Annotated in this window: 25 protein-coding genes; 21 read left to right on the forward strand and 4 right to left on the reverse strand. The window is 42.1% G+C overall.

The window, feature by feature from the left end; genetic code table 11:
• Positions 1 to 14 precede the first annotated feature (14 nt).
• From trmL to NST79_RS05045, 17 genes are all read left to right on the forward strand, one after another.
• Positions 15 to 497: a tRNA (uridine(34)/cytosine(34)/5-carboxymethylaminomethyluridine(34)-2'-O)-methyltransferase TrmL gene (trmL, locus tag NST79_RS04965; RefSeq protein ID WP_003233442.1), complete on the forward strand. Its 483-nt coding sequence runs from the start codon at positions 15 to 17 to the stop codon at positions 495 to 497.
• 125 nt (positions 498 to 622) lie between these two features.
• Positions 623 to 1264, forward strand: a complete 642-nt coding sequence (locus tag NST79_RS04970; protein ID WP_033883013.1) for a YhbD family protein — start codon at positions 623 to 625, stop codon at positions 1262 to 1264.
• Positions 1255 to 1968: a polymer-forming cytoskeletal protein gene (locus NST79_RS04975; RefSeq protein WP_041851048.1), complete on the forward strand. Its 714-nt coding sequence runs from the start codon at positions 1255 to 1257 to the stop codon at positions 1966 to 1968. The genes NST79_RS04970 and NST79_RS04975 overlap by 10 nt, the downstream gene beginning before the upstream one ends.
• Positions 1969 to 1979: 11 nt before the next feature.
• On the forward strand, positions 1980 to 2687 hold the full coding sequence (locus NST79_RS04980) for a polymer-forming cytoskeletal protein (RefSeq protein WP_080529096.1): 708 nt from the start codon (positions 1980 to 1982) through the stop codon (positions 2685 to 2687).
• A gap of 349 nt (positions 2688 to 3036) precedes the next feature.
• Positions 3037 to 4932, forward strand: coding sequence for a serine/threonine protein kinase PrkA (gene prkA, locus NST79_RS04985; RefSeq protein WP_003233433.1), 1896 nt, complete (start codon positions 3037 to 3039; stop codon positions 4930 to 4932).
• 179 nt (positions 4933 to 5111) lie between these two features.
• Entirely contained in the window at positions 5112 to 6290 is a 1179-nt protein-coding gene (gene yhbH, locus NST79_RS04990) for a sporulation protein YhbH (RefSeq protein ID WP_003233432.1), read from the forward strand.
• Between the two features lie 159 nt (positions 6291 to 6449).
• Positions 6450 to 6914, forward strand: coding sequence for a MarR family transcriptional regulator (locus NST79_RS04995; protein WP_003233431.1), 465 nt, complete (start codon positions 6450 to 6452; stop codon positions 6912 to 6914).
• Between the two features lie 35 nt (positions 6915 to 6949).
• Complete coding sequence (locus tag NST79_RS05000) at positions 6950 to 7615, forward strand: HlyD family efflux transporter periplasmic adaptor subunit (RefSeq protein WP_003233430.1); 666 nt, start codon at positions 6950 to 6952, stop codon at positions 7613 to 7615.
• A 40-nt stretch (positions 7616 to 7655) separates the two neighbouring features.
• Entirely contained in the window at positions 7656 to 9254 is a 1599-nt protein-coding gene (locus tag NST79_RS05005) for an MFS transporter (protein ID WP_003233429.1), read from the forward strand.
• A 22-nt stretch (positions 9255 to 9276) separates the two neighbouring features.
• Entirely contained in the window at positions 9277 to 9807 is a 531-nt protein-coding gene (locus NST79_RS05010; protein WP_003233428.1) for an NAD(P)H-dependent oxidoreductase, read from the forward strand.
• Between the two features lie 12 nt (positions 9808 to 9819).
• The gene (locus NST79_RS05015) at positions 9820 to 10194 is read left to right on the forward strand and encodes a hypothetical protein (RefSeq protein WP_003233427.1); all 375 of its coding nucleotides are present in this window, start codon (positions 9820 to 9822) and stop codon (positions 10192 to 10194) included.
• On the forward strand, positions 10194 to 10349 hold the full coding sequence (locus NST79_RS05020) for a hypothetical protein (RefSeq protein ID WP_003233426.1): 156 nt from the start codon (positions 10194 to 10196) through the stop codon (positions 10347 to 10349). The genes NST79_RS05015 and NST79_RS05020 overlap by 1 nt, the downstream gene beginning before the upstream one ends.
• Before the next feature lie 4 nt (positions 10350 to 10353).
• Positions 10354 to 11115, forward strand: a complete 762-nt coding sequence (locus tag NST79_RS05025) for a hypothetical protein (RefSeq protein WP_003245465.1) — start codon at positions 10354 to 10356, stop codon at positions 11113 to 11115.
• A 2-nt stretch (positions 11116 to 11117) separates the two neighbouring features.
• On the forward strand, positions 11118 to 11483 hold the full coding sequence (locus NST79_RS05030) for a GntR family transcriptional regulator (protein WP_003233424.1): 366 nt from the start codon (positions 11118 to 11120) through the stop codon (positions 11481 to 11483).
• A gap of 1 nt (position 11484) precedes the next feature.
• A complete protein-coding gene (locus tag NST79_RS05035) occupies positions 11485 to 12183 on the forward strand; it encodes an ABC transporter ATP-binding protein (protein WP_003233423.1) in 699 nt (232 codons plus the stop codon).
• A gap of 16 nt (positions 12184 to 12199) precedes the next feature.
• On the forward strand, positions 12200 to 13117 hold the full coding sequence (locus NST79_RS05040; protein WP_029317524.1) for an ABC transporter ATP-binding protein: 918 nt from the start codon (positions 12200 to 12202) through the stop codon (positions 13115 to 13117).
• Entirely contained in the window at positions 13110 to 14051 is a 942-nt protein-coding gene (locus NST79_RS05045; RefSeq protein ID WP_038427544.1) for an ABC transporter permease, read from the forward strand. Before NST79_RS05040 ends, NST79_RS05045 begins: the two co-directional genes overlap by 8 nt.
• A 91-nt stretch (positions 14052 to 14142) precedes the next feature.
• On the opposite strand, the gene cspB is transcribed toward NST79_RS05045, so the two are convergent.
• A complete protein-coding gene (cspB, locus tag NST79_RS05050; RefSeq protein ID WP_003224086.1) occupies positions 14143 to 14346 on the reverse strand; it encodes a cold shock-like protein CspB in 204 nt (67 codons plus the stop codon).
• A 435-nt stretch (positions 14347 to 14781) separates the two neighbouring features.
• Here cspB and NST79_RS05055 point away from each other — a divergent pair, with 435 nt between their 5' ends.
• The gene (locus NST79_RS05055) at positions 14782 to 15612 is read left to right on the forward strand and encodes a MetQ/NlpA family ABC transporter substrate-binding protein (RefSeq protein WP_212059672.1); all 831 of its coding nucleotides are present in this window, start codon (positions 14782 to 14784) and stop codon (positions 15610 to 15612) included.
• A 2-nt stretch (positions 15613 to 15614) separates the two neighbouring features.
• Here the strand turns inward: NST79_RS05055 and dgcK are convergent, their stop codons facing one another.
• Positions 15615 to 16694 carry a diguanylate cyclase DgcK gene (gene dgcK, locus NST79_RS05060; protein WP_015252491.1) on the reverse strand — a complete coding sequence of 360 codons (1080 nt, stop codon included), beginning with the start codon at positions 16692 to 16694 and terminating at the stop codon, positions 15615 to 15617.
• A gap of 171 nt (positions 16695 to 16865) precedes the next feature.
• Here dgcK and tcyP point away from each other — a divergent pair, with 171 nt between their 5' ends.
• Positions 16866 to 18257, forward strand: coding sequence for an L-cystine transporter TcyP (gene tcyP, locus NST79_RS05065; protein ID WP_003244685.1), 1392 nt, complete (start codon positions 16866 to 16868; stop codon positions 18255 to 18257).
• 40 nt (positions 18258 to 18297) lie between these two features.
• Here tcyP and NST79_RS05070 read toward each other — a convergent pair whose 3' ends face one another.
• The gene (locus NST79_RS05070; protein ID WP_015252490.1) at positions 18298 to 18744 is read right to left on the reverse strand and encodes a hypothetical protein; all 447 of its coding nucleotides are present in this window, start codon (positions 18742 to 18744) and stop codon (positions 18298 to 18300) included.
• A gap of 149 nt (positions 18745 to 18893) precedes the next feature.
• On the opposite strand from NST79_RS05070, the gene NST79_RS05075 reads away from it, so the two are divergent.
• Positions 18894 to 19463, forward strand: coding sequence for a YhcN/YlaJ family sporulation lipoprotein (locus NST79_RS05075; protein WP_033883018.1), 570 nt, complete (start codon positions 18894 to 18896; stop codon positions 19461 to 19463).
• Positions 19464 to 19583: 120 nt separating this feature from the next.
• Positions 19584 to 20552, forward strand: a complete 969-nt coding sequence (locus NST79_RS05080; protein ID WP_038428666.1) for a hypothetical protein — start codon at positions 19584 to 19586, stop codon at positions 20550 to 20552.
• On the opposite strand, the gene NST79_RS05085 is transcribed toward NST79_RS05080, so the two are convergent.
• Positions 20484 to 21137: a spore coat protein gene (locus NST79_RS05085; RefSeq protein WP_009966881.1), complete on the reverse strand. Its 654-nt coding sequence runs from the start codon at positions 21135 to 21137 to the stop codon at positions 20484 to 20486. The genes NST79_RS05080 and NST79_RS05085 overlap by 69 nt on opposite strands.
• Positions 21138 to 21187: the final 50 nt, after the last annotated feature.

The raw sequence follows: 21187 nt of genomic DNA on the forward strand, positions 1-21187 counted from the left end.
TAAGAAAAACAGAGGTGAACATTGTGGCATTACATGTCGTTTTATATCAACCAGAAATTCCCGCTAACACAGGGAATATTGCACGTACTTGTGCAGCAACCAATACAACGCTACACCTGATTCGTCCGCTCGGCTTTTCAACGGATGATAAAATGCTGAAGCGTGCCGGACTCGATTATTGGGAGTTTGTTAACGTTGTGTATCATGATTCGTTAGAAGAATTGTTTGAGGCATATGAAAAAGGCCAGTTTTTCTTTATTACAAAATTTGGCCAGCAGCCTCATACATCATTTGATTACACTGATCTTGACGAGGATTATTTCTTCGTGTTCGGAAGAGAAACAAGCGGTTTGCCAAAGGATTTAATTCAAAATAATATGGACCGCTGCCTGCGTCTTCCGATGACAGAGCACGTCAGATCGTTAAATCTGTCCAATACTGCCGCGATTCTTGTTTATGAAGCGCTGCGCCAGCAAAATTACCGTGATTTAAAATAGTGAAAAAACCCGCTCATCGATGATGGGCGGGTTTTTTTGCGGATGTTGAAATGCTTTGTTTCGTTTTTGGGCTTAACAACGTAACAGTGTTATGTTACAATGTACCCAACAAAGGAGCTGGACTTATGGAAGAACAATTAATCTCTAAAAAAGAATTACTTGAAAGAACATCGATTTCATACGGTCAGCTGTATCGATGGAAGCGGAAAAACTTAATACCTGAGGAATGGTTTATTCGTAAATCCACATTTACAGGGCAAGAGACGTTTTTTCCGAGAGAGGAGATTTTAAAACGTATATCAATGATTCAAAAGATGAAAGAAAATTTGTCTTTGGATGAAATGAGGGAAATGCTGTCGCCGAAAATGAAGGATGTCAGCATGACCGCTGATGAATTGCTTCATAAAGGTTTGGTTTCAAGGCCTGCTCTTGAAGCCTATTCAGAAGACGGAGGAAGTCCGGTTTTTTCATCCAGCGATTTGCTTTCGCTATATGTGCTTGAGGGACTGCTGCAGTCTGGAAATGTCAGCCTTGCAGAAGCAAAAATGGCTGCAGAGGTATTAAAGAAGCATGATAATGAAGAGATTGAAAAACAGACGGAGCTGATTGTGCTCCGCAAGCTCGGTGTCACAACTTGTTTTATAGCGGCTGCGGCGGACAGCATTTTGTTTGAATCATCCGTAAAGGTTGTGGAACGGGTAGATTTATTAAAAGCTTCAGAGGAATTAAAAACAACATTTATGCAGGAGGGCCATCGATGGATGTAGTGGAAAAGCTGGTGATAAACGGATCAGGAAGTTCAAAGGGAGGAACATTTCAATCTGTTGAGATTAATGGCAGCGGGACAGTGGCCGGGGACGTGGAGTGTGATACTTTTTCTTTTAATGGAAACGGAAAAGCGGACGGCAGCGTCAAAGCGAAAGCGGTAACCATCAGCGGTTCAGGAAAGATACATGGAGACGTTGAAGCAGAATCTATCCGGATGAATGGCACTGGTTTTATTCAAGGAGAGGTATCTGCAAAACAATTGAAAATCGCTGGATCATCAACATTTTGCGGCACTGTCAAGGCTGATGGAATTGACATTAGCGGAAAAGCTGTCATGGAAGCAGATTGTGAAACAGAAACCTTTCAATCAGAAGGGAAATGCAAAATCAGCGGGCTTTTAAATGCAGACCAGGTGATCATTAAGCTTTCTGCAGGGGAAAGCTATGCGCGGGAGATCGGCTGCCGCCATCTTCAAGTGACCTGCAGAAAAGGAATGCTGACATTGCTCAGATTGATGCCGCAGCCTGTTCTAACAGCAGAGCTGATCGAAGGTGACGTGATTGAATTGACAAATACAAAGGCGAAAACCGTGCGCGGTAATAAAGTGGTCATCGGCCCGGATTGCCAGATTGAAACTGTCGAATACAGCGGGGACTATACCTGTGATCCAAGCGCATCGGTTGAAACATCCACAAAGTTGTAAGGAGGATCGTAATGGAGACAACAAAACTGGGAAATTTAAAATTATATGGCGCTGGGCATGCCGCAGGAGGCGCGTATCACAATGTCAGCATCAAAGGAGAAGGTGTAGTTGGAGAAGGGCTGTCTGCTGTAGGCTGCCGCATATACGGAACGGGCCTTTTTCTCGGAAAAGCAGAGACTGAGCGGCTGCGTGTGCTCGGAGAAAGTGAATGTAAAGGCGATCTGACAGCCGGCAAAATCAATATATATGGGACAATGAAAGTCAGCGGCTCACTTCAATTTGATCGATTCAATCTGAAAGGCCAGACTGAAATTGGCGGGAATATGACTGGAGAATCCTGCGATGTGAAAGGGAAGCTTAGCGTAAAAGGTGATTGTGAAACAGAAATGTTCCATGTCACAGGCTGTGTTGATGTATCGGGGTTATTAAATTCGGGTGAGATCAAGCTGGGATTGAGCCATGATATAAGCCATGTGCAGGAAATCGGCGGAACAACAATTACAGTGAAAAGACGCGCGAGTTTTTTTAATCGGAAGAAAGTGAAGCTGATCGCCGATGTCATAGAAGGCGATCGGGTTTATTTGGAGAATACCGAAGCGGCAGTCGTCAGGGGAAAAGAAGTGATCATCGGGCCGGGATGCAGTATCGGAACAATTGAGTACGAAAACAAATATGAATGCGATCCGCATTCACAGATTAAAGAAAAAACAAAACTGTAAAACATTGTTCTGTTATACAAAAAGGGTGCTCTTTCAGGAGCACCCTTTTTTATTCTTTTCCAGGCTTGCTTTCGTATCCTGCGGTAAAAATTGATACTAAAAAAGTGACAATGACACCCATCATGATGATTGTTTTCACCGTCTCTCCCCCTCTTCAATTTTTCCGTGCTGTCCGAGTCTGGATGATTCTGTATTTTTCTTTATTATGAACGGTCGCAGTCTGCCTTGTCAACGATGTATAAGTATCTTTATTTTTAAGAAACCAAAGCATGTATCACGGGATGGCGGCATAGATTGTATCAAAGTACCTTATTTGCATAGTGTATCAAACATGATAGAGGAGGTCCTTATGGATATATTAAAGAAAATTGAAAAGTACAGAGAGGAAGAGCAGCGGCTGAAATGGGAAGGAACTTTCGCCGATTATTTGGAGATTATTAAAGAAAATCCGATGGTCGCGCAATCTGCTCATTCTCGAGTTTTTAATATGATAAAAGACAGCGGGATAGAGGAGATTGACGGACGCAAGAAGTACAGTTTTTTTGACCGCGAGCTGTTCGGGCTTGAAGAATCTCTGGAGCGTCTTGTGGAAGAGTATTTTCATCCGGCTGCCAAACGTCTAGATGTCAGAAAGCGGATTCTATTGCTGATGGGGCCTGTGAGCGGCGGTAAATCCACGCTGGTCACAATGCTTAAAAAAGGTCTCGAAGCGTACACGCTGACAGATAATGGCGCTGTATATGCGATTAAAGGCTGCCCGATGCACGAGGACCCTCTACATTTAATCCCCCATCATTTACGCGATGACTTTTACAGGGAATACGGCATTAGAATAGAAGGAAGTCTTTCTCCTTTAAATGTCATGAGGCTGGAGGAAGAGTACGGAGGAAGAATTGAGGATGTGAAGGTGGAGCGCATCTTCTTTTCAGAAGATAAGCGTACGGGAATTGGAACATTCAGTCCCTCTGATCCGAAATCTCAGGATATTGCCGATTTGACGGGGAGTATTGATTTCTCAACAATCGCCGAGTACGGTTCAGAATCAGATCCGCGTGCTTACCGGTTTGACGGAGAGCTGAATAAAGCGAACCGCGGGATGATGGAGTTTCAGGAGATGCTGAAATGTGATGAGAAATTTCTCTGGCATTTGCTTTCCTTGACACAGGAAGGGAATTTTAAAGCTGGGCGGTTTGCGTTAATTTCTGCTGATGAGCTGATCGTGGCTCACACGAATGAAACGGAGTATCGCTCATTTATTTCTAATAAAAAGAATGAAGCCCTGCACTCAAGAATCATCGTGATGCCGGTTCCTTATAATTTAAAAGTGTCTGAGGAAGAGAGAATTTATGAAAAAATGATTGCAGAAAGCGATGTGGCGGATGTTCATATTGCCCCGCATACGTTGAAGGTCGCCGCGATGTTCTCAATCCTTACCCGGTTAAAAGAGCCGAAGCGGTCGGATATTGATCTGGTCAAGAAAATGAGACTGTATGATGGAGAAAGTGTGGAAGGATATAATTCTGTCGACGTTGAGGATATGAAAAAAGAATATAATGATGAAGGCATGAGCGGCATTGATCCGCGGTACGTGATCAACCGGATTTCTTCAACGATTATCAGAAAAAATATGGAATCGATTAATTCTCTCGATGTCCTTCGTTCCTTAAAAGAAGGTCTTGATCAGCACCCATCAATTTCAAGCGAGGACAGGGAGCGGTATTTGAATTTTATTTCTGCCGCCCGCAAGGAATATGACGACATTGCGAAAAAGGAAGTTCAAAAAGCGTTTGTGTATTCATATGAAGAATCAGCAAAAACACTTATGGACAATTACCTCGATAACGTAGAGGCTTATTGCAATAAAAACAAGCTTCGTGATCCTTTGACAGGAGAGGAAATGAACCCTGACGAAAAGCTGATGAGATCCATCGAAGAGCAGATCGGCATTTCGGAAAACGCCAAAAAAGCGTTCCGCGAAGAAATTTTAATCCGCATCTCAGCCTATGCGAGAAAAGGCAAGCGGTTTGATTACAATTCCCATGAAAGACTGCGTGAAGCTATTCAGAAAAAGCTGTTTGCTGATCTGAAGGATGTCGTTAAAATTACGACCTCAACAAAAACGCCGGATGAGCAGCAGCTGAAAAAGGTAAATGAAGTCGTGGCCCGTTTAATTGATGAGCACGGCTACAACTCGACGAGCGCCAATGAGCTGCTGAAATATGTCGGCAGCCTGCTGAACCGATAAGCAACGTGACCCGTCCGAATAGGGCGGGTTATTTTGTCCCATTTTCTAAATAGTTTGTCAATTAAACATGCATATGTGCATATGATGAATATAAATCTTTTCAAAAGACTTGTTTCATAATCTGGCACAAGCCGGAATACGTATGTATCACGACCACAAATGGTTAAGGAGGGGAATTCATGTCCCAAAATGACAGCGGCCATTTTTTGATTTCTGAGGAAAACTGGTCCCTCCATCGCAAAGGCTTCGATGACCAGCAGCGCCACCAGAAAAAAGTGCAGGAAGCGATCAAAAACAATCTTCCGGACCTCGTAACTGAGGAAAGCATTATTATGTCTAATGGAAAAGATGTAGTGAAGATCCCAATCCGTTCACTTGATGAGTATAAAATCCGTTATAACTATGATAAAAATAAACATGTAGGGCAAGGAGACGGCGAGAGCCAGGTTGGAGATGTTGTGGCCCGGGATGGATCAGACAAAAAACAAGGGCCTGGAAAAGGGCAGGGTGCCGGTGATCAGGCAGGCGAGGATTATTATGAAGCGGAAGTTTCATTAATGGATTTAGAAGAAGCGCTTTTTAAAGAATTAGAGCTTCCGAATCTCCAGCAAAAAGAGCGGGACAATATCATTCATACAGATATCGAGTTTAATGATATCCGTAAAACAGGGTTAACCGGTAATATTGATAAGAAAAGAACGATGATGTCAGCCTTTAAACGAAACGCAATGTCAGGAAAACCGTCGTTCTACCCAATTTATCCGGAGGACCTGAAATATAAGACGTGGAATGACATCACAAAGCCCGAATCAAAAGCCGTCGTTTTAGCCATGATGGATACAAGCGGCAGTATGGGGGTTTGGGAAAAATACATGGCCAGAAGCTTCTTTTTCTGGATGACCCGTTTTTTGCGGACAAAATACGAGACTGTGGAAATTGAATTTATTGCCCATCATACAGAAGCAAGAGTGGTCTCGGAGGAGGATTTTTTCTCAAAGGGAGAAAGCGGCGGAACAATTTGTTCTTCCGTATATCGGAAGTCGCTTGAGCTTATTGATGAAAAGTACAATCCCGCCCGCTATAACATTTACCCGTTTCATTTTTCTGACGGTGACAACCTGACATCTGATAACGCGCGCTGTGTGAAGCTGGTCAATGATATTATGAAGAAGGCCAATCTGTTTTGCTACGGCGAGGTCAATCAGTACAACAGGCATTCAACGTTAATGTCTGCATATAAAAATGTAAAAGATGAGAAATTTAAGTACTATATTTTAAAACAGAAATCTGATGTTTTTCAGGCTCTAAAGAACTTTTTCAGAAATGAAGAGTCTGGTGTAAGCCATCAATTTTCGTAATGAAAAGCCCATTTCAGGGCTTTTTTTTATTTAATAAAAGCAAGAAAACGCTTGCGAAAAAAATACGGGAGAAAAAGAAATTTTTCCTTTGACAAATCTTCTTTCATTTATTAATATTTTATCTTGTGAACTATTATTGAGGAATGAGGTGAAAAGGAGTTGACTGAATCAGAACGTGCTTTGCTCACTTTTGAACAGCTCTTCGATACGTCTCGGGCGATATATAAAAAACAGAAGAAGATATTGGAGATTGTGCTTGAGCCTTTTGATATTACAGTCCTTCAATATTTGCTGATGTTTAAAATTCATCAAAGCGGAAGCACCCCGCTAAGCAAGCTGGCAATGTCGCTTGATCTTAAGCCTGCTTCTGTGACGCGGATGACAGATATTCTGTATAAGCGCCAATTGATGAATCGATATGACAGTCCGGATGACCGCCGTATCGTCATGATTCAGTTAACCGAAGAGGGGGAAGAACTGATAGAAAAAGCCGCTGTGCAATATGCAAAAATGGGTGCTGGCTTGTACCAAAAGCTTGATACCTCCCAGCTGCAGTATTTGCGCAAACTAGCCGGAAGTTTAACGAAGCTTGCTGAAGGCTGTTCAGAAAAAAGCGGTAATTAAAAACTTCTCACATATTTTCACCAGCTTTCCGCAAAATGATAGAGGATGAAACGAAAGGAGAAAACAAAATGAACAGAGGACGTTTAATTCTGACCAACATTATCGGTTTGATTGTTGTTCTTGCAATTATAGCTGGAGGTGCTTACTACTATTATCAAAGCACAAACTACGTAAAAACAGATGAAGCAAAAGTAGCGGGCGATATGGCTGCTATTACTGCTCCAGCAGCAGGTAAAGTATCTGACTGGGATCTGGACGAAGGAAAAACAGTGAAAAAAGGCGACACAGTTGCAAAAATCAAAGGTGAACAAACTGTTGACGTAAAATCCATTATGGATGGCACAATTGTGAAAAACGAAGTGAAAAACGGACAAACCGTACAAGCTGGTACAACAATTGCACAAACGATTGACATGGACAACCTATACATCACAGCAAATATTAAAGAAACAGATATTGCGGATATTGAAGTAGGAAATAGTGTAGACGTAGTAGTTGACGGAGACCCTGATACTACATTTGACGGTACTGTAGAAGAAATTGGTTATGCGACTAACTCAACTTTTGATATGCTTCCTTCTACAAATTCAAGCGGAAACTACACAAAAGTAACACAAAAAGTTCCTGTGAAAATTTCAATCAAAAACCCATCTGATAAGGTGCTTCCTGGAATGAATGCATCTGTTAAAATTTCTGAGTAAAACAGATCAGTCATCAAACCATGAAAGGAGGTTGTCTTAGATGGCTACAGGCAAAGAAAAAAATGCAAAAAACCCTATGTCATTGCTGATTGTGCTAATGGCGGGTTTATTTTTGGCAATTCTAAACCAAACACTGCTTAATGTTGCAATGCCGCACTTAATGACTGAATTTGGCGTAAGTGCAACGACGATTCAGTGGCTGACAACAGGTTACATGCTTGTTAACGGTGTATTGATTCCGTTATCTGCTTTCCTCATTACACGATTTGGCCAGCGGAGTCTCTTTCTCGTCGCGATGTTTTGTTTTACGCTCGGTACGTTAGTCTGCGGTATCGCACCTAACTTCTCTACAATGCTGATCGGCCGTTTGATTCAGGCCGTGGGCGGAGGTATCTTGCAGCCGCTCGTTATGACAACCATTCTGTTAATTTTCCCGCCTGAAAGCAGGGGGAAAGGAATGGGGATTTTCGGGCTAGCGATGATGTTTGCTCCAGCGGTCGGCCCGACTCTTTCCGGGTGGATTATTGAGCATTATACATGGCGCATTATGTTTTACGGACTTGTGCCGATCGGCGCAATTGTTATCATTGTGGCTTTCTTCATCTTTAAAAATATGGTGGAGCCGCAAAAAATCAAACTCGATACTCTTGGCGCAATCCTATCGATTGTCGGATTCGCCTCCTTATTATACGGAGTCAGTGAAGCCGGATCTGACGGCTGGACCGACCCGATTGTATTGTCTACAGTTATTATCGGAGCCATTGCAATTGTTGCTTTTGTTGTTCAGCAATTGCGTCATGATGATCCGATGCTTGATTTCAGAGTGTTTAAATATGACATTTTCTCACTCTCGAGTGTCATTAATATCATTATTACAGTGGCACTTTACACTGGTATGTTCCTTTTACCGATTTATCTGCAAAACCTGGTCGGCTTTACGGCGCTTCAATCCGGTCTGCTTCTGCTTCCGGGTGCGATCGTTATGCTGATTATGTCACCGATCTCAGGTATTTTGTTCGATAAATTCGGACCGAGACCGCTTGCGATTATCGGGCTTCTCGTGACAGTGGTAACAACGTATCAATACACGCAATTGACAATTGATACACCATATACACACATCATGCTGATCTATTCAATTCGTGCATTTGGTATGTCTCTCTTAATGATGCCAGTCATGACAGCCGGGATGAACCAGCTTCCTGCCCGTCTGAACAGCCACGGAACGGCGATGAGCAACACGCTTCGCCAAATCAGCGGATCAATCGGAACAAGTTTAATTACGACGATTTATACAAACCGGACGACATTCCATTATTCACAAATTGCAGATAAAACAAGCACGGCGGACCCGAACTTCCTCCATGCGTTCCAAAATGCAGTTTCGAATTTAATGGTGAATATGAATGTGTCTTATGATACGGCGAAAACATATGTGTACTCACATATTTATAAACACGCGTCACTCGATTCCAATGTCATGGGGATAAATGATGCCTTTATGTGGGCAACCTTATTCTGTGTAGCAGGTTTGATTTTAAGTATCTTCCTGCGTGACGTCAGAAAAGATAAATTGCGTAAGAAGAAAAAAGAGGAGCTTTCATTACTTCCTGCTCCAAAAGAAGCTAAGGAATCTTAATCTGTACAGGGAGGTTTCCTGAATGAAAATTTATGTAGTGTATGATAGTGAAGGCGAACATACTAAAGTGCTTGCAGAAGCGATTGCTGAAGGCGCGAGAGAAAACGACGCGGCTGAAGTGTTCATCGACCATGTAGATCAGGCTGATATCCGCAAGCTTAAAGATATGGATGCGATTATTTGGGGATGCCCAGGGCATTTCGGAACAATCAGCTCCGGTCTTAAAACTTGGATCGACAGACTTGGCTACTTGTGGGCTGAAGGCGAGCTGATCAACAAAGTCGGTGCTGTCTTCTGCACAACGGCAACAACACACGGCGGCTTGGAAATGACAATGCACAATTTAATCACGCCGATGTTCCACCAAGGCATGATTGTTGTCGGACTGCCTGGCAACGTGCCTGAAAACGCACTTTATGGCTCTTATTACGGAGCAGGTGTCACTTGTCCGGTAGACAGTGATGAGTTAATGTCTGAGGAAGGTATTCAGCTTGGACGCGCGTTGGGAAGACGTGTCAGCCAAGTCACAGGAAACCTAACAGCAGGACAGTAAGGAGAGGTTGAAATGGCCATTATTATAGCAATAATTGCTGCTGTCATTGTCATTGCGGCCCTTATTACATTTAACGTCCGCAACGCCTCACCTGGACCTGAGAAGCAAGAAGCAACCGATAGAATCGCACCTCCAGAAGAGGAAAAAAACGAAGCGCATTACCCTGCTGAAGCAAGGGCTGCCGAGCATACGCCATCCGTTGTCAAAAACGATTCTCCAAAAGAGAAGCGTGACACAATGGGTGATGATATTTACAGGCAGGCGCTGCAAAAGTTTAAGCATTCTGATGAAGTTCATGCAGAAGAAGAGGTCACTGAGGAAAGTGACAAAATGCAGGACCGCAGCTATCGTGATGCGCTGCTCTCTATGAAAAATAAGAAAAAGTAATGAAAAAGGCAAATCCGTTTACTCATGCGGGTTTGCCTTTTTTGCTGTTTCCATCAATTATGTTTTTATCAAATAAATCCATGGAATATGTTGTATTCCACCTTGATCTAGTGTACTATGTTACTCATACACCGAGGATTTTTTCCGGGAGGTAAAGACATGAATTCTTTTTTAGGTTTATTAAAGAAAGATATCAAGCTTTCAAGAATGTGGCTGCTAGTATGGATATGCGGAATCATTTTCTTATTGGGAACAGGCCATATTATAGCTTCTCGCACGAAAGAACCTCTAGTCATTTTTGGTTTTTTTGTTGCAGTTGCTTTTTTTCTGCTTTTCTTATCTCCTGTTTTTGTTTTTTATCACCTTCGCAAGGAAGGGAAATCACAGCTTTGGCTGTACAATCCAAATGGCGGCTTATGGCTGTTTTCTTCTAAATTGGCAGCATCTTTGCTCTATCAATTTGTGATTCAGTTGGCATTAACAGCCTATGGCATATGGATGTATCATATGCTCTCTGTAAAAAATCTGCTGGAGCATCAAGTTGATATAACGAGTACAGTGGCTTTGCTGAATATGTATGGGCTTATTTCTTCGTTAGATATGTCAGTAACAGTCATTGTGTTTTGGACTGTTTTTCACTCTCTCAGAAATTGGCGCGGAATGCGGTGGGCTGCGATGGTTCTGTTGGTCGCAATGTGGTTATTCTTCGATGAATACATCATAAGCCCTTTGGTTGAATCTCAAAAGCATTTCTGGCCTGTAACAGTCTATTGCAATTTTGATTTCCACTTCCACAATGTTTGGAGATTGGAACTAAAACCTATCCATCTGTCTGTGCTAGGGTTTCCTATTGCTATAGTCATCACATTCTTGCTGCTCATCATGGCTTCAAAACTGCTTGATCGTAAAGTAGAGGTGTAAATATGGACAATCAATTCCAATCCTCGAAACCGATTTATCTGCAGATCGCTGATCAGATCTTTTATAGGCTGGTCAGGAAGGAGCTGCTCCCAGGAGACAAGCTTCCTTCAGTAAGAGAAATGGCGATTCAAACTAAAGTAAATCCCAATACAATTCAAAGAACTTACAGTGAGATGGAAAGGCTGGGTATTGTGGAGACAAGAAGAGGTCAAGGGACGTTTATTGCGGAAAAAGCAGAAATCGTAGACGAGCTGAAAGACAAGCTGACACGAGAGGTGCTGGAAGGCTTTGTCAAGCAAATGAAAGAGCTGGGGCTAACGAAAGAAGAAATGTTAGAAGGGATTAAAACATTCACAGAGGGAGGCTAAAATGGAAATCAAGCTAGAACATGTATCAAAAAAATACGGCCGCCATACGGCCGTCAATGATGTGTCAATCACCCTATCATCCGGACGGATTTATGGCCTGATCGGACCGAACGGCAGCGGCAAGTCAACGACCCTGAAAATGATGGCTGGCCTTCTGTTTCCGACTTCAGGATTTGTAAAAGTTGATGAAGAGCAGGTTACGAGAGAAATGGTGCGTCAAACGGCTTATCTTACTGAGCTTGATATGTTTTATCCGCATTTCACTGTTAAAGATATGGTGAATTTTTATCAGTCGCAGTTTCCTGATTTTCATACAGAACAGGTTTATAAGCTATTGAATGAGATGCAGCTGAATCCGGAAAAAAAGATCAAAAAGCTATCAAAAGGAAATCGGGGCAGGCTGAAAATCGTTCTTGCTTTAGCGAGACGGGCAGACGTCATCTTGCTTGATGAACCTTTTTCCGGGCTTGATCCGATGGTCAGGGATTCCATCGTAAACAGCCTTGTGTCGTACATTGATTTTGAGCAGCAGATTGTCGTGATCGCGACACATGAAATTGATGAAATTGAGACTTTGTTAGACGAAGTAATCATCCTCGCCAATGGAGAAAAAGTTGCGCAGCGTGAAGTAGAAGATATTCGTGAACAGGAAGGCATGTCTGTTTTGCAATGGTTTAAATCAAAAATGGAAGTTTGCTAGAAAGAGGAGGAATATGATGAAAACAGTGTTGGAATTGAAAAACGTGACTAAAAACATCAGAGGCCGAACGATCATTGATGATCTCAGTTTTACGATTCGTGAAGGCGAGGTATTCGGTTTTTTGGGACCAAACGGAGCGGGGAAAACGACAACCATCCGGATGATGGTGGGGTTAATGAAGCTGTCGAAAGGTGATGTCCTCATTTGCGGCCAATCAATTACGAAAGAATATGCCAAGGCGATTAAGCATATTGGAGCGATCGTTGAGAATCCCGAGCTGTATAAATTTTTGAGCGGATATAAAAATCTCCAGCAATACGCAAGGATGGTCAAGGGTGTCACGAAGGAAAAAATTGATGAAGTTGTTGAGCTGGTCGGTTTAACAGACAGAATCCACGACAAGGTGAAAACATATTCTCTAGGGATGAGACAGCGTCTTGGCTTGGCACAATGCCTTCTGCACGATCCGAAAGTGCTGATTTTGGATGAACCGACAAACGGCCTTGATCCGGCGGGGATCAGAGAAATCAGAGATCATTTAAAGAAGCTGACCCGAGAAAGAGGAATGGCTGTCATCGTTTCAAGCCACCTGCTGTCAGAAATGGAACTGATGTGTGATCGAATTGCGATTCTGCAAAAAGGAAAGCTGATCGATATTCAAAATGTAAAAGATGAAAACATTGATGAGAATGATACATATTTCTTCCAGGTTGAGCAGCCGAGTGAAGCCGCTACTGTTTTAAATCAGTACGATTTGCTGAGTAAGACAAATGGTGTAGAAATCAAACTGGCTAAAGAGGAAGTCCCTGCGGTTATTGAATTGCTGGTGATGCAGCAAATTCGTATTTATGAGGTCAAGGTCATAACAAAATCATTAGAGGACCGTTTCTTAGAAATGACAGGTGAAACAAAAGAGGAGGTTCAGCATGCTTAATTTGATTTATAATGAGTGGCTCAAAATTTTCAGCCGTGCCGGAACATGGGTGATGATCGGAATTCTGGGGCTGACAATGGTTGGATTTGCATTTTTGGCGAATCATTTTTCTGCTAGTGAATCAAATTCCCATTGGAAACAAGAGCTTCAAGCACAAAACGCCGAATTAAAGAAAGAAATCAAAGAAGATCCTTCACTGAAAGATGGGTATAAAGAAACAATCACACTCAACGACTATCGCATCGAGCATAATATCCCTAGTGACACGGGCTATACGGCATGGTCTTATGTAACGGATTCGGCAAACTTTACCATCCTTACCGGTCTGTTTACTATTATCATCGCGGCCGGAATTGTCGCTAACGAATTTAATTGGGGAACGATTAAGCTATTAATGATTCGGCCGCTCAGCCGTTTTCAAATTTTGATGTCCAAATATATTACAGTTCTCCTGTTTGGGCTCCTGTTGCTGTTGATTTTATTTATCGGTTCTACTTTATTAGGGTTGATCTTCTTCGGGACGGGTGGTGAAACCGCCGCGAACATTCATTTAATCTATAAGGATGGCCATGTCATTGAGCAAAACATGATGGGGCATTTGGCCACAACGTATCTTTCTGAATCCGTCTCGGCTTTAATGGTGGCGACGATGGCGTTTATGCTGTCTGCGGTATTCAGAAACAGCTCTCTTGCGGTTGGTTTTTCCATCTTCTTGTTGGTTGCCGGTACGACTGCAACTGCATTTATTGCAGCGAAATTTGACTGGGCAAAATATATATTGTTTGCTAATGTCGACTTGACTCAGTATGTGGATGGCACACCGTTAATAAAAGGGATGACTATGACGTTTTCTCTCGTCATGCTAGCGATCTACTTTATCATCTTCCTGTTGCTTGCTTTCGGAATCTTCATGAAGCGGGATATTGCAAACTAATAAAGAAAGCTGTTTTGCTTATGCAAAACAGCTTTTTTGTCAAAATAAAAACTGCAGGTTTGCACCTGCAGTTTTTCATATCAATTTATGCTTACGCTTCTTTAGTAACGTTAGCAGCTTGTGGTCCGCGGTTTCCTTCAACGATTTCAAAAGAAACAGCTTGGCCTTCTTCTAAAGTTTTGAAGCCTTCGCCTTGAATAGCAGAGAAATGAACGAATACATCGTCTTGACCTTCTACTTCGATGAATCCGAAACCTTTTTCAGAGTTGAACCATTTTACTTTACCTTCTAACATGAAATTTCCTCCTAAAGCGATCATAACGCTTAAATTCACTATTCTTGCTCTTAACAAACTTTCAAGACGAAAACTCTTACAAAACTTTCTTCTTAAAGATAGTTCGAACAAAAATAATTACCTTTACTCTACCAGTAATCTTCAGAAAAAACAACTGCTTATTGAAATTTTTTTCGGAAAATACCATATTTATTTTTCAATTTGATATTTATTTACGGAAATTCATCTGTTTTCTCGATATGTGATCATACGTTTGCCTTAGTATTCCTTCATTTTGGGAAGATAAGTAATAGGAATTGACAACCTTATTGGATATGAGTAAGGTAAAAGTTAATCAATATTACAAATGACAACGTTTATCAACTAAGAGAGCGTATGATTTTTATGTCTGATATTGCTTGCATGCTCTAATACATAGATAGGAGTATGGTCACAATGAAAAAGTGGCTTATATGCAGTTTCGTCCTTGTTCTTCTCGTTTCATTTACTGCATGTTCACCGTCTGCAGAACATGAATCGATAAAAATCGGGATTGCTGAGTCTGACGGGGCAATATGGAACTATATTGCTCAAAAGGCTGAAGAGGCAGGGCTGGATATTCAGCTGATCCCTTTTTCTGATTATGCGGAGTCTGATATCGCACTTGCTAACAAAGAAATTGATGCCAACGCCTTTCAAACCATTTCATATTTTCAGTCGTTCACTGAAAAATACAAACTTAATTTGGCACCGCTCGGGACGACATACATAACGCCCATGGGCATTTATTCAAAACGATATGAACGAATCCGAGATATATCGCGGGGAGCTGTCGTTTCTGTTCCGGATAAAGCGTTCGATTTTGGCAGGGCGCTTACGGTGCTCCAGGAAGCGGGTTTGCTAACGCTGAAAAACGGATTTAACGGAACAGGTTCAGTTGATATTGTTAAAGATAATCCGAGACACCTGAAATTAAAAGCTGTCCGGCAACAGGATGCAGTGAGCGGTGCCGACGTGTTTGTCATGAAACCATCAGAAGCAAAAAAAGCGGGCTTGAACCCGAAAAAGCATACGCTAAAGAGCGGCGGACTCATGTCTGAGGAAGAGATGAATTTGATTGTTGTCAGAGCGGAGGATCAAGATCGGGAAGCGCTGCAAACCATTCTTGAGCTTTATCAAGCTGATGATACAGCGGCATTTATAGAAAAAGAATATCAGGGAGATCTTGTCCCGGCTTTTCTGCCTTTGAAACGTCTTTCAGATTGGAAGAATGAATTCGAACATTGAATTCATTCTTTTTTTTCTGAAAAACACACTCTGTTCCGTCCCGTTTCTTTCGCTTTGTAAAGCATTTGATCGGCAAGAATGGGCAAGGATCCTGGCTGTTCCGTATTATTGGGGTAATGAGCGGCCCCTAGTGATATCGTAACTGAAAGCTCGTCGCCGTTTGTTAATACAATCGGTGCATCACTTACAGTGCTCCTGATCCGTTCAGCGATCCGGGCTGCTTTATCAAGAGAACAGTTCGGCAGGAGCACGGCAAATTCTTCACCGCCGATCCGAGCGGCAGGATCAGTATTTCGGATGCTCTGCTTCAGACGTAACCCTAGCTCTTTGAGCACCTGATCTCCTTCATGATGGCCATATTGGTCATTGATGGTCTTAAAATGATCGATATCCATATAAATCAGTGCAAATTGAAAATGCGGGGTATCGGCCGCCTGCTGATACAGAGCTTTTGTGGTTTCTTCAAACTTTCTTCGGTTATACACGCCTGTTAAAAAGTCAAAGTGCGCCTGAAACTTATATTGTTTAAAAAGAAGATGTGCATTTGTTTCATGATCAATAATATATAAACTGAGCATGCCGCCCGCTATTGATATGATCCAAAAATACAAATGAAGTTCGTATGAATGTAAATCTATAAGAAAATAAAAGGAAAAGGAGATCAAGCTATTTGTGATTATTAAAAGATAGAAAGCATGTTTTAGTTGAACTTTTTTTCTTCTAGAAACAATGAGTGACGGGATGGCAGCGATACAAATGATAATAACCGAGTATAGTGCAGATGTGTTCATTGTAATCAGCAAGCGGCCTGCAGTGATCATGGCCAGGGCCGTTGCCGTTGAAACCCAGCCTCCATAAAGAGCGGCAATCATAATAGGGATATTTCGAAGATCAATAATTGAATGCTGATAGGTAAATCCAAAAACCATCAGAATAACCCCGAGTAAACCGCAGGCCAGTCCCTTAACAGCTTGAAAAGATATGCTGTCTTTTTTATGTACTAACCTTTCTTTAAACAGGTGGGTGAAGAGATAATTAAATGTGATTAAAATGGTCAAATTTACAAACAGTTCTTTCAGCAATATTATCACCCTTATATAAGGTACTAAAGATGGAAGGGAAAGAAAAGAACAAAAAAGGCATTATATAAGGTTTTTTTACTTGAATTGATAAGTTAAAATAATTCGCACTTGACCCATCGGAATTAGTGTAATATAGTAAATGAGAAAATTTGAAGGGAGAGTTTACCTGCTTTGGAGACTTTACTGGTTGTATTACATGTATTTATTTTATTTTTACTTATCTTAGGGCTCTTTGTTATGCAGAAAAAACATGTTTCCTTCTCTAAACGTGTATTTACTGCGCTGGGGCTGGGAATTGTATTCGGATTTGCGCTTCAGCTGATTTACGGCCCGACTTCAAATATAGTCATTCAAACAGCCGACTGGTTTAATATTGCCGGGGGCGGATATGTCAAATTGCTTCAGATGGTTGTCATGCCGCTCGTCTTTATTTCGATTCTCGGCGCATTTACAAAGCTGAAGCTGACAAAAAATCTTGGGAAAATCAGCGGTTTGATTATCGGGATTTTAGTAGCAACAACAGCAGTTGCTGCAGCTGTCGGTATCGCGTCCGCGCTTTCATTTGATCTGCAGGCGATTCAGGTTGACCAAGGAAGTACAGAGCTTTCACGGGGACAGGAGCTTCAGCAGAAATCAGAGGATATGACAGCGAAAACGCTGCCGCAGCAGATTGTTGAACTGCTGCCTGGAAACCCGTTTTTAGATTTTACGGGAGCTAGACCGACTTCAACAATCGCTGTCGTTATTTTTGCCGCTTTCCTTGGAGTGGCATTCCTCGGCGTCAAACACAAACAGCCGGAACAGGCAGAAACATTTAAAAAACTGGTTGATGCCGTTTATGCCATTGTCATGCGTGTTGTCACACTCATTTTGAGACTGACGCCTTATGGGGTGCTGGCAATCATGACAAAAACAATTGCCACGAGTGATCTTGACAGCATTTTAAAACTGGGCATGTTCGTGATTGCTTCATATGCCGCGTTAATCACTATGTTTATCATTCATTTGCTGCTGCTGACGTTCAGCGGCTTGAATCCGGTGATTTATTTGAAAAAAGCGGTGCCTGTACTTGTATTTGCATTTACGTCAAGATCTAGCGCAGGTGCTTTACCGCTGAATATTAAAACACAGAGAAGCATGGGTGTACCGGAGGGAATCGCAAACTTTGCCGGTTCGTTCGGTCTTTCGATCGGCCAGAATGGATGTGCCGGGATTTATCCTGCGATGCTGGCGATGATGATTGCTCCGACTGTCGGCCAAAATCCATTTGACCCGGTGTTTATTATCACTGTTATCGCAGTCGTTGCCATCAGCTCCTTCGGTGTTGCCGGAGTCGGCGGCGGAGCGACATTCGCGGCGCTTCTTGTTTTATCATCATTAAACATGCCTGTCGCGCTCGCTGGTTTGTTAATCTCAATTGAACCGTTAATCGACATGGGGCGTACTGCTTTGAATGTCAGCGGAAGCATGACATCCGGTCTTATTACAAGTAAGGTCACAAAGGAAATTGATCAAGGGGCATTTCATGATCAATCCAGAGTGATTGAAGCTGAAGAAGCGTAATATATGAAAACGTGTAATCCCAACAGGATTACACGTTTTTTTAACGGCCGGGTTCTAAGTCCTCCAGCATTTCCATCATCGTGTTGTCGTCCATGACATTCATTGCGCTTTGTTCAAAATGAATGGGTTCAGCATAATGCGGCTGTCTTTTTTTCGCGGGTGTCTCAGTTTGCCTAGTTTGAGACTGTGTATGCTGATGCTGTGGTTGCTGCTGTCCTGCGTGCTGGTGCTGACGGCCATTTTGCCGCTGGCTTTGATGTTGCGAACGGTCTTGGTTATCACCGCTGCTTCTGCTAAATGCTTGTTTGACCATGTTTCCTACATTAGAAGCATCAAACGTGTTATTTTCTGAATTTCGTCTGTTCATTTGTCCTGTGATAAACCCGCTGATTCTTTGGCGGATCTGAGGTGATAATGCAGCAATAAGCATAGTTGATCCTATGATCAATGCTGCGGGGCTGATTCCTCTTCGCTGGTTGAACAACATGATCCCTCCTTTGCAGTGTATTCATATTTTCCCCCTCGTTAGACAAATTAACCGTTATATTTCCCGGGAAAGCATTTCCTCCAGATTTGCATGCATAATTAAAGCCAGTTAGAAAAACCTATAAGTAAAGTGATAAAGGAGGAATTCACATGTTTGGAAAAAAACAAGTCCTTGCGTCTGTGCTTCTTATCCCTTTGCTTATGACTGGCTGCGGTGTAGCCGACCAAGGTGAGGGCAGACGTGATAATAATGATGTAAGAAACGTAAATTATCGAAATCCGGCCAATGACGATATGCGGAATGTAAACAATCGGGATAACGTTGACAACAATGTTAATGATAATGTCAATAACAATCGTGTAAATGACGATAATAACAACGACCGAAAACTTGAGGTTGCTGATGAAGCAGCTAATAAAGTAACAGACCTAAAAGAAGTAAAGCATGCCGATATCATTGTGGCTGGAAATCAAGCCTACGTTGCAGTCGTTTTAACCAATGGAAATAAAGGTGCAGTAGAAAACAATCTGAAGAAAAAAATAGCCAAAAAGGTAAGATCTACTGACAAAAACATTGATAATGTTTACGTTTCAGCTAACCCTGATTTTGTAGAGCGTATGCAAGGATATGGAAAACGTATTCAAAATGGTGACCCAATCGCCGGATTATTTGATGAATTTACACAAACTGTACAGCGCGTATTCCCTAACGCTGAATAAATAAAAAAAGCCGCACAATTTGTGCGGCTTTTTCTTTGCGTTAATGACACACTGCGAACTCAGGCTGCATAGAGTAAAAATAAAAAGGTACAAGACGGACCGGCTCAGGGAGGGAGACGTTTGCGGGATGGCATAGGAAAGCGTGCGGCATCCGCTCTATTCCTGTGCGGAGTCCTTGTGATGCTGGCTGTGAGCTCAGCCATCGTATCAAGCGCGATGTATATCCTGTCTTTTCCAGGTCAGGCATCTGGAATAACAAAAGAACAAGTGACGAAGCACATGAAGAAAGAGTCATTCAAACAGGCCGATATTTATTACACTTCTAAGGAAAAGTCCTTACTGCCATTGACGAAAGAAACGCTTGAATATGCGGTCAGTATTAATCAGATTATGATTGGATATTCGAATCAAAAGCCTATTGACATTATTTTTTTTCCTAATGAAAAACAGATGGAGGCTTACTCCGGTTTATTGGATGTAGTTGGTTTTTATTCTGAACGGGAGCAGCTGATCGGATTGTTGCCTGAAGAGAAAAAGAAACTGTTAGAAGGGGACGAGGTAGCGGTTTATTTGTACCAGAGATTGTTGATTCATGAATACTCGCACCATGCGTTTCACCAGAAATTGAAGGAGCTTGAGACGGATCCCGATGAGTTTCCGTTATGGTTTCATGAAGGGTTAAGCGAGTGGATTGCGAACTATGAATTGCTCATAGATCCGATCACGTTTTCTGTCGTGCCCTTTGACCGTTTGCAGACTGATCGAGACTGGCAGGAAGCCAGAGCCGAATATGACACTGATGTCTATTTGCAAAGCTTTTATATGATCGATGAGCTGACGGACAAATACGGGAAAGACATTATTTCAGAAATAATTAAGGAAACGGCAAAAAAAGGGGACTTTGAAAAAGGGTTTAAATCAGCAACAAAGGAAAGTCTTGATCAATTTGAAAAAGATTTTAAGAAAAAATTTGAAAAAAACAGTGCGGCATTGGATAGTATCTATCCAATGCCTTTGTTATTAGTGAAGTCCTTGCTGACCCATTCCGCCTTGTGTCGGAGGCATTTGTCCTTGGGCAGGGGCGAATGAATTTCTCAGCTGTTCCATATCCTGCGCATCAAGCTGAGGAACCTGGTAATAGCCGTGTTTGTTTTGGTATAGAAAAATTTCAAATGCCATTTCAACATACTCCTGAATTTGCGCAGACAGTACGCGTCTTACGGCCGGATTTGTCATTTCCAGAGAAGCCATCGTCAGCATAGAAGCTTGTGCTTTAATCGCGCAAAGCATTTGTCGGCTGATGATGCTGTCATCAATATCATTCATGGATTGAACAGGTTTTTTAGGCTGTGACGGCTGCATGCCGTAAACAGTCTGGTTGTCTTCCTTCATCATATAAGTTGCTGTTTTTTGTGAAGGTTCGCTTCCTGTTTTGAAGCATTCTGCAGTTATATTGTATTGAGATGTGATGAATTGATGTTGACGATCAAGGATGTTTAGTAATTCTTGATCCTTACAGAATTGTCTCAGCATCATAAACTGATCAAGCACAGTAAGTGTTCCGGAAAGCACCTCATGCATATCAAACATTTCATGTCCGCCGTGGTTTTTATGCGGTTTGCCAGGAATACCTTTGTTCATTTGGGATTGCTGCTGCTGATTGAACTGATCCAAACCGAATTCCTCCTTTTTTTTCAGATCAGCTGTATTTTGTGTCAGTCTGC

The sequence above is a fragment of the Bacillus sp. PS196 genome, from assembly GCF_037963555.1.
GTDB lineage: Bacteria > Bacillota > Bacilli > Bacillales > Bacillaceae > Bacillus > Bacillus subtilis.